The 11821-nt window shown below is 71.4% G+C and carries 11 protein-coding genes; 2 read left to right on the top strand and 9 right to left on the bottom strand.

Annotation, left to right across the window (positions count from 1 at the left end; translation table 11 throughout):
* Window positions 1-3: 3 nt before the first annotated feature.
* The 5 genes from B9S64_RS33140 to B9S64_RS33160 form a co-directional block, all read right to left on the bottom strand.
* Window positions 4-1083, bottom strand: a complete 1080-nt coding sequence (locus B9S64_RS33140; protein ID WP_051422469.1) for an iron chelate uptake ABC transporter family permease subunit — start codon at window positions 1081-1083, stop codon at window positions 4-6.
* Entirely contained in the window at window positions 1080-2162 is a 1083-nt protein-coding gene (locus tag B9S64_RS33145; protein WP_103489799.1) for an iron ABC transporter permease, read from the bottom strand. Before B9S64_RS33145 ends, B9S64_RS33140 begins: the two co-directional genes overlap by 4 nt.
* 47 nt (window positions 2163-2209) lie before the next feature.
* On the bottom strand, window positions 2210-3301 hold the full coding sequence (locus B9S64_RS33150; RefSeq protein WP_028443602.1) for an iron-siderophore ABC transporter substrate-binding protein: 1092 nt from the start codon (window positions 3299-3301) through the stop codon (window positions 2210-2212).
* 246 nt (window positions 3302-3547) lie between these two features.
* The gene (locus B9S64_RS33155; RefSeq protein WP_103489800.1) at window positions 3548-4405 is read right to left on the bottom strand and encodes an AraC family transcriptional regulator; all 858 of its coding nucleotides are present in this window, start codon (window positions 4403-4405) and stop codon (window positions 3548-3550) included.
* 345 nt (window positions 4406-4750) lie between these two features.
* Window positions 4751-5113, bottom strand: coding sequence for a hypothetical protein (locus B9S64_RS33160; protein ID WP_103489801.1), 363 nt, complete (start codon window positions 5111-5113; stop codon window positions 4751-4753).
* Window positions 5114-5213: 100 nt separating this feature from the next.
* On the opposite strand from B9S64_RS33160, the gene sigJ reads away from it, so the two are divergent.
* Window positions 5214-6140 (top strand): RNA polymerase sigma factor SigJ, encoded by a 927-nt coding sequence (gene sigJ / locus B9S64_RS33165; protein ID WP_103489802.1) that lies wholly within the window; start codon window positions 5214-5216, stop codon window positions 6138-6140.
* A gap of 136 nt (window positions 6141-6276) precedes the next feature.
* Here sigJ and B9S64_RS33170 read toward each other — a convergent pair whose 3' ends face one another.
* The 3 genes from B9S64_RS33170 to B9S64_RS33180 are packed head-to-tail and all read right to left on the bottom strand — an operon-like array spanning window position 6277 to window position 8414.
* A complete protein-coding gene (locus B9S64_RS33170; protein WP_103489803.1) occupies window positions 6277-6624 on the bottom strand; it encodes a hypothetical protein in 348 nt (115 codons plus the stop codon).
* Window positions 6621-7958, bottom strand: a complete 1338-nt coding sequence (locus B9S64_RS33175) for a hypothetical protein (RefSeq protein ID WP_103489804.1) — start codon at window positions 7956-7958, stop codon at window positions 6621-6623. The genes B9S64_RS33170 and B9S64_RS33175 overlap by 4 nt, the downstream gene beginning before the upstream one ends.
* 6 nt (window positions 7959-7964) lie before the next feature.
* On the bottom strand, window positions 7965-8414 hold the full coding sequence (locus tag B9S64_RS33180) for a hypothetical protein (RefSeq protein ID WP_258037739.1): 450 nt from the start codon (window positions 8412-8414) through the stop codon (window positions 7965-7967).
* Between the two features lie 703 nt (window positions 8415-9117).
* On the opposite strand from B9S64_RS33180, the gene proP reads away from it, so the two are divergent.
* Window positions 9118-10623, top strand: coding sequence for a glycine betaine/L-proline transporter ProP (gene proP, locus B9S64_RS33185; RefSeq protein ID WP_103489809.1), 1506 nt, complete (start codon window positions 9118-9120; stop codon window positions 10621-10623).
* 7 nt (window positions 10624-10630) lie between these two features.
* Here proP and B9S64_RS33190 read toward each other — a convergent pair whose 3' ends face one another.
* Complete coding sequence (locus B9S64_RS33190) at window positions 10631-11719, bottom strand: HoxN/HupN/NixA family nickel/cobalt transporter (RefSeq protein WP_103489810.1); 1089 nt, start codon at window positions 11717-11719, stop codon at window positions 10631-10633.
* Window positions 11720-11821: the final 102 nt, after the last annotated feature.

The raw sequence follows: 11821 nt of genomic DNA on the forward strand, positions 1-11821 counted from the left end.
CGGTCATGCGCGCCGCCCCGTGTACCGGCGGGCGAGCAGCCAGGCCAGATAGGCCCCGCCGACGCACACCGTGACGACCCCCACGGGCAGGTCGACGCGCTGGGCGACGAAGTCGGCACCGACGAGGATCACGGCGCCGGTCAGCGCCGCCGGGACGATCCGCACCGTGGTGGAGGCGCGCGTCAGGCGCTGGGCGATCTGTGGTGCGGCGAGCGCGATGAACGAGATCGGGCCGACGGCCGCGGTCACCAGCGCGGTGAGCGCCACCCCGACGAGCGTGGCCGCGAGCCGTGCGCGCTGCGCGCGGATCCCGAGGGCCACGGCCGCGTCGTCGCCCAGCTCCAGATGGACCAGGGGCCGCACCACGGCCGCCGAGCAGATCAGCAGGACGACGAAGGCGACCGCCGTCGCCCGCAGTTGCTCGAAGCCGAGTCCGCTGAGGGAACCCGCTCCCCAGGTCGCCGCCAGCATCGCCTGCTGCGGGCTGACGGACAGGAGCATCATCGAGGTGAGGGAGCTGAGGAACGCGCCGACGGCGATCCCGACGATGATGAGGCGGAAGGGGGCCAGCCCGTTGCGGTAGGCCAGCAGATACACCAGGAACGCGGTGAGCGCCCCGCCGATCAGCGAACCCGAGGCGACCGCCAGGTAGTCGGCGGTGCCGAGCAGAAGCATCACGACGCTCGCGCCCGCGTACGAACCGGAGGCGAAGCCGATCACGTCGGGCGAACCCAGCGGGTTCTTGGTGAGCGACTGGAAGAGCGCGCCGCTGATGGCGAGCGCCGCTCCGCAGACGATCGCGAACAGCAGCCGGGGCAGCCGCCAGTTCACGACCACCAGCCGCGCCCGGGAGTCGGCGTCCGGGTCGAACAGGGCGGACAGCACCTGCGCCGGGGTGAACGAGAGGGATCCGGTGCCGAGGGTGAGGACGGCGAGGGCGGCCAGGACGACGGCCAGGGCGGCGCAGACGAGGACGGAGCGGCGGTCGACGCGCAGGGCCGTTCCGGCCCGCCGCCAGGTCCAGACGGTCCGGCCGAAGTCGACCCGGTCCGGCGCGGGCAGAAGCGTTGTTCGGCTGGTCACAGGGTGCTCACCTTCCGGCGCCGGCCGAGCGCGACGAGGACGGGCGCGCCGACGAGCGCGGTGACGAGCCCGACCCGCATCTCGCCGGAGGGCAGGACCACGCGTCCGATGATGTCGGCGGCCAGCAGGAAGGCGGGCGCGGCGATGATCGTGACGGGCAGGATCCAGCGCTGGTCGGGTCCCACGAACCAGCGCACGATGTGCGGCACCATCAGCCCGACGAACGCGATCGGACCGGCGACGGCGACGGAGGTCCCGGCCAGCAGGGTGACGGCGAGGACCAGGACCACCCGGGTCAGGGCGAGACGGGTGCCCAGGGACCGCGCGAGGTCGTCGCCCAGCGCCAGGGCGTTGAGCGAACCGGCGCTGCACAGCCCGAGCAGGAGTCCGGCGCCGATCAGGGGCAGGGCGACGGGAAGGATGTCGAGCGACCGTCCGCCGATGGAGCCGACGCCCCAGAACCGCATGACGTCGAACGTCGTCGTGTTCTTGAGCGCCATGGCGGAGGTGAACCCGCCGCACACGGCGGTGAACGCGACGCCCGCGAGGGTGAGTTTCGCCGGGCTGCCCCGGTCGGCGCCGACCGAGCCGAGCGTGTAGACGAGCACGGTGAGCCCGAAGGCCCCCGCCAGCGCGAACCAGATGAACTGGCCGGCGCCGGTGTACCCGAGTACGGCGACGGCGAACGTCACCGCGAGGCTCGCGCCCGCGTTCACACCGAGGATGCCGGGATCGGCCAGGGGGTTACGGGTGAAGGCCTGGATCAGCGCGCCGCTGAGGCCGAGGGCCGCGCCGACGAGCAGCCCGATCACGGTGCGCGGTACGCGCAGTTCGCGCACCATCACGTGTTCGTCGGAGCTGTCGAAGCGGAACAGCGCGTCCCACACCGTGCCGGGAGCGATGGGACGGGCGCCGACCATCACGCTGAGGACGGCGAGGACGAGCAGCAGCCCGGTCGCGGTCAGCAGGATCAGCAGGCGGGTCCGGGTGCGCCGGGCCGGGCCCGCGCCGCGGCGCGGGCCCGGTACATCGCGCGCCGTACCGGTGGTGAGGTCACCCGTGGGTGAGGCGGTGGTCATGGTTGTCCTAGGCAGGAGGTGTCACCTGTGGGGGCGGCGGACGGCGGTCAGGAGTCCGCGCCGATGCGGTCGCCCTTGCCCGCGACGGCGTCGGCGAGCATCGGGACGTAGCGCTCCAGCGCCCACGGGATGGAGAGCACCGACGGTCCGCTGGTGGCCATGCCCAGCGTCGCGTCCTGCACGAACGCGTAGTTCTTGCCCGCGATCGGCTTCCAGCGGGTGAACAGCGGGTCCTTGAGGGTGTAGGGGACCTCGTCGGCGCCGTTGGCCCAGCCGACGAAGACGTCGGCCTCGATCGTGTCGAGCTTCTCCAGGCTGATTCCGCCGTACCAGTTGGTGCCCTTCGCCGTGGACGCGATCGACTCCATCGAGGGGGTGTTCTTGAAGCCCATCTCGGTCAGCAGCCGGACGCGGGCGTCGTAGTTGAGGTACAGACCGACCTCCGTGGACCCCGGGGTGAGGGCGAGCCCGTAGGCGAAGGTCTTGTCCTTGAACTCCGGATGCTCCGCGGTCACCGCGGTCAGCCGGCCCTGGACGTCGGTGACGAGGCTCTCGGCCTTCTTCGTCTCGCCCATCGCCTTGCCGATCGTGCGGGTCATCTCCTGCCAGGTCCCGCCGTCCCAGGGCTTGTTCAGGTACGGGACGGTGGGAGCGATCTCGGAAAGGCGCTTGTAGTCGACATCGGTGATGCCGGAGTACAGGCCGACGATGAGGTCCGGCTCCAGCGAGAGGATCTGCTCGAAGTCGATCTCGCCCGCGTCCCCGTAGTTCAGGATCTCGGGCAGCGGCCCGCCGAGCTTCTCGACCGTGCCGCGGAACCACGGGGTGTAGCCCTGCTCGTCGCCGCCCCACTGCTCGTCGACGCCGACCGGAACCGTGCCCAGCGCCGCGACCACGTCCAGCGACATCCAGCTGACCGCCACGACGCGCTTCGGCTTCTCCTTGATCGTCGTGGTCCCGTGGCCGTGCTTGATGCTCACGGGGAATCCGCCCGAGGCGGCACCGGTCTTCGCCTTGGCCGTGTCCGGCTCGGCCCCGCCGCTGCCGCAGCCGGCCAGCACGACGACGGCCGCGAACACCAGCGCCATGAGGCGCACCACAGCGCCCGGCCCGCGTCCGGCCGGGATGGATATGGACATGCTTCTCCTCGGTTCTGCGCACGCCGCGGTGGTGCGACGGCGGATCGGGGGACGGTGACCTCGGCGGGGAGACGCGTATGCGATCGAACCCACGCCCTACTTAGGTAACCCTCACCTAAATGAACGCTAGAGGGCCGGGTCGTCGACGGGGGACGCGGACTGGCCACGATGTGTCGAGAATCGGCCATGTCCCGAATCGGCGGTGGTACCCGGGGTGAGGCGGTTCCGGTACGTGAAGGGCCCCGCTCAGTGGTCGGCTTGCGCCGGTACCGCCTGCTCGCGCAGATACTCGGTCGGGCTGACGCCCGTCACCCGGCGGAAGGCGGCGGAGAACGCGCTCGTCGTGGAGTAGCCGCAGCGGTGTGCGACCAGGTTGACCGGACGGCCCTCGGCCAGCAGCGTCGTCGCCGCGGACATCCGGACCAGCGAACGCCACCGTGCGAAGGACATGCCGACGTCGTGGCTGAACGCCCGGGTGACGGTACGTACGCTCAGCGCGTGCCGTGCCGCCCACGCCTCCAGCGAGAGGTCGCTCTCCGGATCGCGCATCACGTCGTAGGCCAGGGCGCGGATCCGCCCGTCCTCGGGGACGGGGACGTCGATGGCCGGATGCGGGTCCTCCTCCAGCAGGTCGATGACGACGCGCTGGGTCCGCAGCCGGAGGTCGTCCGGCATCGAGGTGGCGTCGAGGTGGAGCAGCATCTCCTGGAGGGCGCGCCGCACGCGCAGCGGGCGCGGAGTGAGCCAGTGCGGCGGGATCGCCGCCCGGGTCACGTACGTGTAGCAGCTCACGCTGCCCGCGTCGGTCGAGGCGTCGTGCGGGGTGCCGGGCGGCAGCCAGAACCCCTGGCCGGGTACGAGCCGGCGCACCGTGTTGCGGGTGTGCAGCGTCAGTGAACCGTGGTGCGGCCAGACCAGCAGACCGTCGGCGTGGGTGTGCACACCGGTGGTGACCGGTACCGCCGGCGGGGAGCCGTCGAAGACGGCGGTGGTGAGCAGGTAGGGGGCGGACACTTCGATGCCGCCCGCCGACGGCTCGGCCCATCGGAGCGCGACCGCCGGGGGCGCCTTGCCGCGCTCGCGGACCGGGACTGTAGCCAGCATGAACTTAGGCTACCCTAACTTATCGCTCGTCCCGGGCCCGGCACAGAGGCCCGGACGGCGCGGCATCCGTCGAGGGTCGGTTCCGGCGGCTCCGGCCGTCGCCATCGCGCCACCATCTGCTCGCGGGCCCCTGTGCGCGCCCGGGACCTGCCTCCACCGCCCTGGCGCGTGCGTACGAGAGGCAGGGGAGGTACGTCAGCGTGCGCGGCGCCTGGCTCCGGGCCCGCGCGCGCTCCGGGCGGAGTCCGGCCCGAAGCGCCGGGAGCGTCGCCGATGCCGCGCGGCGGATCGGTGCCCACGTCAGCCGGCCACCGCGTGCGACCCGGTGTGTCCCCGTGCCGGGCTTCAGCGCCGCGCCAGCGCCAGCACGCTCAGCCCGAACATCAGTACGCCCAGCGGGATATGGACCGACGGCACGTGCGCGATGCCGAGCACGACCTGGACCGAGGCGAGGACGAGGAAGCCGGACGCGTGCCAGACGGGCCGGGGCGAGCCGCCGCCCGGCTTCCACGCCAGTACCGCCGCCAGCACGTACAGCATCGACGCCCCGTACATCACACGGGCTCCGACACCGTGCAACGTCTCTCCGTAGGACGCGGTCAGCAGCAGTCCGGCGGATATCGCCTGAAGGAAGATGGTCAAGGTCTGCAAGGCGATCGCGATCCGCAGAAACGAGAAATCGCGCCGCGCCGTCACCTGGGTGGCCATGCCGGGTCCCCTTTCCCGCCCGGGGGCGGTGATGGATAAGGTCTCACCGGTCCGACGACGCGGGCCCGCGGAAGGTAAGGCGAGAAGGCGGGGCGGGAGCATGGGGGCGGCGGGGGCGGGCACCGAGGGGGAAGCCGGTGACAGGCGCCAACTGATCAACGTCGCCTACCGGTTGCTGGGCTCACTGGCCGAGGCCGAGGACGCCGTACAGGAGGCGTACGCGCGCTGGTACGCGCTGCCGCGACGGCGGCGCGAGGAGATCGTGTCCCGGGGAGCCTGGCTGACGACGGTGACCGGCCGCGTCTGCCTGGACGTGCTCGGCTCGGCGCGGGCCCGGCGTGAACGCTATGTCGGCGCGTGGCTGCCCGAGCCGCTGCCCGACCGCGCCGAGTGGGACCACGGCCATGGCGCCGACCCCGCCGACCGGATCGTCCTGGACGAATCGGTGACCATGGCCTTCCTCGTCGTCCTGGAGTCGATGACACCCGCCGAGCGGGTGGCGTTCGTCCTGCACGACGTCTTCCGGTACCCCTTCGCCGAGATCTCCGGTGTCCTCGGCCGGACCCCCGGGGCCTGCAAGCAGTTGGCGGCCTCCGCCCGACGGCGGGCGGAGGGGGCGCGTACCCCGGTGGCGGCGGACGGGCACGCCGACGTGGTGCGGCGGGTCAGAGCGGCGTGGGAGACCAAGGACATCGCGGCCCTCGTCGACCTCCTCGACCCGGCCGCCGTGATGACCGCGGACGGCGGCGGCGTGGCCGGGGCCGCCCCGCACCCGGTCGAGGGCGCCGCGCGCATCGCCCGGTACATGGTCGCCGTCGCCGACCAGGCTCCGGGGCTCGAACTCCTGGAGCGGTCGGTCAACGGTGTGCCTGGCCTGGTCGCCCGGCGTGCCGGCGTCGTCATGACCGTCGCCTCGTTCGATGTCGTCCACGGCCACGTCACCCGGATCTGGGTGGTCCGCAATCCGGACAAGCTGCGGCCGTGGGCACGGGACGGCCAGGGCTCCCGCGGCGGCGAGGAGTCCTGACCTCCATGTCCCGTCCGGGACGCCTGGGCCGCTCGCAGCGAGCGGTACGTGCTCGCGGCCGACGGCGGGGCCCTCGGTGCGAGACCGGCCGGGGAGAGACAGGGTGGGCCCAGGCCTCGCCCGCCGCCCCGACCGCTCAGAGGCCGGGTGCGAGCAGGGTGAGGCGCAGCAGGGCGGCGACGGCGAAGGCGACGGGGAGGGCGTACCACCACCTCCGAAGCCATTCGGCCCTGACGAAGAGCCACGTCAGCAGCGCCGTCACGGCGGACAGTGCCAGGCCGACGCCACCCGCGACACCGGAGTTGGTGACGGCCTGCGTGTCCCACGGACCATCGGGCTCGACCATGTAGGCGGTGAGCACGACATAGCCCGTCGCCAGTGCTCCCAGGGACAGAACGACGGCGCACACACCGGTGCCCAGCCGTCCCGGAGCCTGGGACCGGTGCTCGCGCGTCCTCGTGGACGAACCGGTGCCCGGGTTCACCTCAGCGCCTCCGTCGCGTCGTCGAGTTTCCGGTCGAAGCCCCGGCCGTACGCCTGTGCGTTCGGGTCCTCGTAGTAGGGGCCGCCGTTGTAGCGGGCGGCCAGTTCCTGCATCTGGGCGCGCGTCATCTGCTCCGGAGGTATGTCGGCGAACCCGCTCTCCGCCTTGAGCTGGGCGAGGTACTCCGAGGCGATGAAGATGTTCTGGGCCGGGTCCTTGACCGCGTCCACCACCACGCTTCGCTGCATGTCGGTGAGATGGTCCGGGTCGTAGCCGAGGACCTCGGCCGCGCGGCGGACCTGGATGGCCATGGGGCCCATGGACGTGCGGTCGGGATCCTCGGTGCCGGGAAGGATCTTCCGCCCCTCGTACGCCGCGTCGTCGAGCCACCCGGGGTCGCCCTCGACCTCCTGCCACGCGATGCCGGCGACCATCTCGGGCGGTAGCCCGGCATCGTGGGCGGCGGCCTTGATGAGTGCGCTGTTGCCGGAGATGTACTCCCGGCGGCCCTCGTCCGAGTTGGACCAGAGCCAGTAGTTGTTCCCCTGTCCCTCCGGCAGGCCGTCGACGCGGGTCCGGATCCGCATCAGCGTCTCGTTGACCACGACGGACCCGCCCGTGCTGGGGATGGAGTCGACTTTCGGGCCCGCGCCCGGCAACTGGGCGTAGGGGTTGTCGGCCGCCTGCCGGGCCTCTGCCCGCAGCGGTCCCAGGCTCCGCAGGAGCTGTCCGGCGTCCGCGACGGGGCTGTTGAACTCGGGGACGGAGCGACGGGCCGCGTCGAGTGCGGCGGTGCACGTCTCGCGTGCCTCGGACTCCACCCTCCGGGCGTCGCCGTAGTGACCCTTGGTCTGGTCGTAGTAGCGCTCGGCCTCCTCGCGGATCGCGTCGACGTCGACGGTCAGTTCCGCGAACCAGTCCAGGACACCCGTGGTGCCCCGCAGGTCCTCCCACTGCCTCAGCGGTTCCGCCGCGCGCGCGGTCGGGGTGACGGCGGTGGCTTCCCGGGCCATGACCGCGGCGAGGCCGCTCTCCGACGTCTTCCCGCTCGCGTAGTGGTTCTTGGCGGTGGTGACCGCCTCGGCGTAGGTCGTCAAGGCCTCCCCGGCTCTGCGGAAGGCGCTCGAAAGGGCGTCGGTGAGCGCCTTGGCCTCACGAAGACGCCTGACGTAGAGCACGCGTGCCTCGCTCTGCCAGTCCACCCCGACCGCCTTGCGGAAGGCGTCGTCGGTGGTCTCGATCAACTTGTGCAGCCGTGTGAACTCCGCCGCTCCGCGCTCGATGAGCACCGGGTTGGCGGACTCCAGGAACTCGACGTCCTTCCGGTAGGCCACGGCGCCTCACCCGCCCCGGGGTGCGACGTACTGACCGCAGACCAGCACGGCGTCCAGTTCCCGGCGAGCCCCGTCGTCGTAGTCCGCGTACGTGTTGTTCGCGGACGTCAGCTTGCTGGAGAGCGCCGCCAGCAGGACGACGGCGTCGGTGTACTGGTCCTTGGCGTGGCGGGCGAACGAGTCCACGGCGTCGGCCACGTCGGGATGCGACCGGGGTGCCCGTCCCGTGGTCGCGTTCTCCCCGTCCATCCGCCCCTCGTACAGGACACCCGCGATCTCGATCAGCAGATGTGAACTCCCGTCGATGGAATCCGCGTTGACCCGGACCTGGTCACCCGGACCGCCGGACCCGCCTGGGTCAGCGGGCAGTTGGTTCAACCGCATCTGCGTCGACTGCTGCTGCCGCGCGAGGGCGTCAGCTTTGAGCTGGGCCCATTCCTCTTCCCATGAGACCATTTCCAAGCCCCGTTCGGATACGTTCGGTAAGTGTGTGAACACCCTTGGTGTGCAAGGTGAGTCTGACACGGGGGAACCGGAAGCGACCGGACGCGGCCCAGGCAGGGGGATCGCGTCCGCGAACGGCACGGCCACCCCTCGGACCTTCCGCTGTTCTGAGCACCCCGGTCGGCCGGGGATTCCGCCTTGCTGTCTCCGACCGCCCCTGCCCGGGGGCCGGGAGGGAAGCGGTGGCCCGCGTCCGCGACGGCTCCCACGGGAACGGCCGGGCCACTGCGCGCGGAGTGCGGCTCCGTCAGGGCCATACCCCCTCCTCCCAGCCGTGAACCCCGGCCGGGGCCCCCGCCCGTCCCGCGACGAGCCGATCGGCACGCACGCGCTGCGGGACGGGCCTGCGAGGCGCACCCTCAAGCCCGCGGTGGCCGTGCGCACGCGGCGGACGCCTCGGTGACCGGCCGGTGTACGCGGGCACCGGCCGGGCTCGTCCGTACGGGTTCCTTTGGCCCACTCCTTCGGCACAGTCACACGCCATCCGGCCGTGAAGGCGGAGAAGGTGGGACCGCCGGAAGAAGACCGAGGTCGTTGCTGCGCGGTACGGCGGAGGGCCGAAGCTACAGCGGAGGGCGGGACTCCCATGCCGGGACCGAGACGACGGCGGCGTGTTCCCCCGAGCCCGGGCGGGCGGTCCGCGACGACGGACCAACTGCTGCGGACGCTGCTGCGGCGCCGGAAGAAGGCCCTGGCCGCCGAGGACGTGACGGTCACCGATCCGCCGAAGGTGCGCCGCGCCGTGACGGCGGCGGCGCTCGGCAACATGATGGAATGGTTCGACTTCGGTGTCTACGCCTACCTGGCCGGGACGCTCGGCAAGGTCTTCTTCCCGTCCAGCTCACCGGGCACGCAGGTCGTCTCGACCTTCGCGACCTTCGCCGCCGCCTTCCTCGTGCGGCCGCTCGGCGGGCTGGTCTTCGGACCGCTGGGGGACCGCGTGGGCCGCCAGAAGGTCCTGGCGGTCACCATGATCATGATGGCGGCGAGCACCTTCGCCGTCGGCTTCCTCCCCACGTACGCGACGATCGGCTTCGCCGCTCCTCTCCTGCTCCTGGTCTGCCGTCTCGTCCAGGGCTTCTCGACCGGCGGCGAGTACGCGGGCGCCACGACGTACATCGCGGAGTACGCGCCGGACAAGCGGCGCGGCTTCCTCGGCAGTTGGCTGGACTTCGGGACCTTCGTCGGCTATTCGCTGGGTTCCGGCCTGGTGACCGTCCTGACCGCGACGCTCGGTACGGACGGGCTGACGGACTGGGGGTGGCGCATCCCGTTCTTCGTGGCGGGGCCGCTCGGCCTCATCGGCCTGTACATGCGGCTGAAGCTGGAGGAGACCCCCGCCTTCCAGCGCGAGGAGGAGGCGCAGGCGGAGGCCCTGGCCGAGGGGGACCCCGTCGAAGAGGCACGCCAGTCCGGCAAGGGCCGGCTCAAGGAGATCTTCACGGGGCACTGGGAGGCCGTGCTCATCTGCATGGGCCTGGTGCTGCTCTACAACGTCACCAACTACATGGTGACCTCCTACCTGCCGACCTACATGTCCGAGACGCTCGGCGAGCCGGAGACGAGATCCCAGCTCCTGATCCTCGGCACGATGCTGCTCGTGGTGCTGACCATCACGGTGGTCGGCAGATCCTCGGACCGCTGGGGCCGCCGCCCGGTCTTCATGGCCGGGAGCGTGGCGCTCATCGTCCTCGCGATCCCGGCCTTCCTCCTCATCCGGCAAGGCGGCATCCTGATGCCGGCGGTCGGCTGCGCGGTCCTCGGGCTGTTGCTGGTCTGCTTCGCGGGTACCTCCGCCTCGACGCTTCCGGCGCTGTTCCCGACACGCATCCGCTACGGCGCCCTGTCGATCGCCTTCAACATCTCCGTGTCGCTGTTCGGCGGGACCACGCCACTGGTCGCCTCCGCCCTCGTGGAGGCCACGGGGAACGACATGGTCCCCGCCTACTACCTGATGGTGGCGGGTGCCATCGGGCTTGTCGCGACCTTCTTCCTGCACGAGACGGCGGGCAAGCCGCTGAAGGGCTCCGGGCCCATGGTGGAGAACCAGGAACAGGCGCGCACCCTCGTCGCGCGCAGCAGGACCCGCGCGGGCCGGCAGGCGCGCGACGTCTGGATCCGGCTGCGACATCCCGGAGGCGGGGGCCGGCCGAAGGGCTGAGAGCGGTTCAGCGTCCGGCGCCGGGATCACCGGGCTTGTCACCGGGCTGGAGGTTCGCGCTCCACTTCTCCTCGATACGGCCGAACCTCCACACGGCGAACGCGGCGATCCAGGTGGCGACGAACAGGCCGACGACGAGGTAGCCGATGATGTTCAGGTCGAGGCCCCCGACCCAGTCCCAGAACGGGCCGTGCAGGTCCAGCTTCTCGCCGACCAGCCCCAGCAGTTCGACCGTGCCGATGATGAGGGCCACGGCGACGGACAGCCCGGTGATGGTGAGGTTGTAGTACACCTTGCGGACCGGCCTGGAGAACGCCCAGCCGTAGGCGAAGTTCATGAACGAGCCGTCGATGGTGTCCAGCAGGGACATCCCGGCCGCGAAGAGGACCGGCAGGCAGAGGATCGCGTACCAGGGGAGCCCGGAGGCCGCTCCCGTACCGGCGAGCACGAGCAGGGCGATCTCCGTGGCCGTGTCGAAACCGAGCCCGAAGAGCAGGCCGAGCGGATACATCTGCCACGGTTTGGTGATGGACTTCATCAGCCGGCCCAGGATCCGGTTCATGAAGCCGCGGTTGTCGAGCTGCTCCTCCAGGGCGGCCTCGTCGAAGTCCCCGGAGCGCATGCGGCGGAACACCTTCCAGATCCCGGCCAGGATCAGCGAGTTGATGATCGCGATGGCGTAGAGGAAGACGCCGGAGACGGTGGTGCCGATCCAGCCGGTGATGTTGTGGAGCTGGGAGCCGCCGTGCCGGACCGGACCGGAGACCGCCCTGATGCCGAGGGAGAGCAGGACGGCGAGGGCGAAGACGATGGTGGAGTGGCCCAGCGAGAACCAGAAGCCGACCGACAGGGGGCGCCGGCCCTCGTGCATGAGCTTGCGGGTGGTGTTGTCGATGGCGGCGATGTGGTCGGCGTCGAAGGCGTGCCGCAGGCCGAGAGTGTACGCGGTGACGCCGATCCCGATGCCGAAGGTCTTCTCGCCCAGGCTGTAGTGCTCGGGCGTGACGATCGCGACCAGCGTGAACCAGCCGACCACGTGCAGGGCCACGATGAACGCGGCCATCCCCGCCACCCGCCGCCACTCCGAGCGGGTCATGGACCCGATGACGCGCTGCCGGCGGGAGAGGGAGCCCGGTCGTGGGGCGGGGGCCGAGGCGGGCATGGGCGTCTTCCTTCGTCGCGTGATGCGCACGATTCG

This window comes from Streptomyces sp. SM18 (genome assembly GCF_002910775.2).
Classification (GTDB): Bacteria; Actinomycetota; Actinomycetes; order Streptomycetales; family Streptomycetaceae; genus Streptomyces; species Streptomyces halstedii.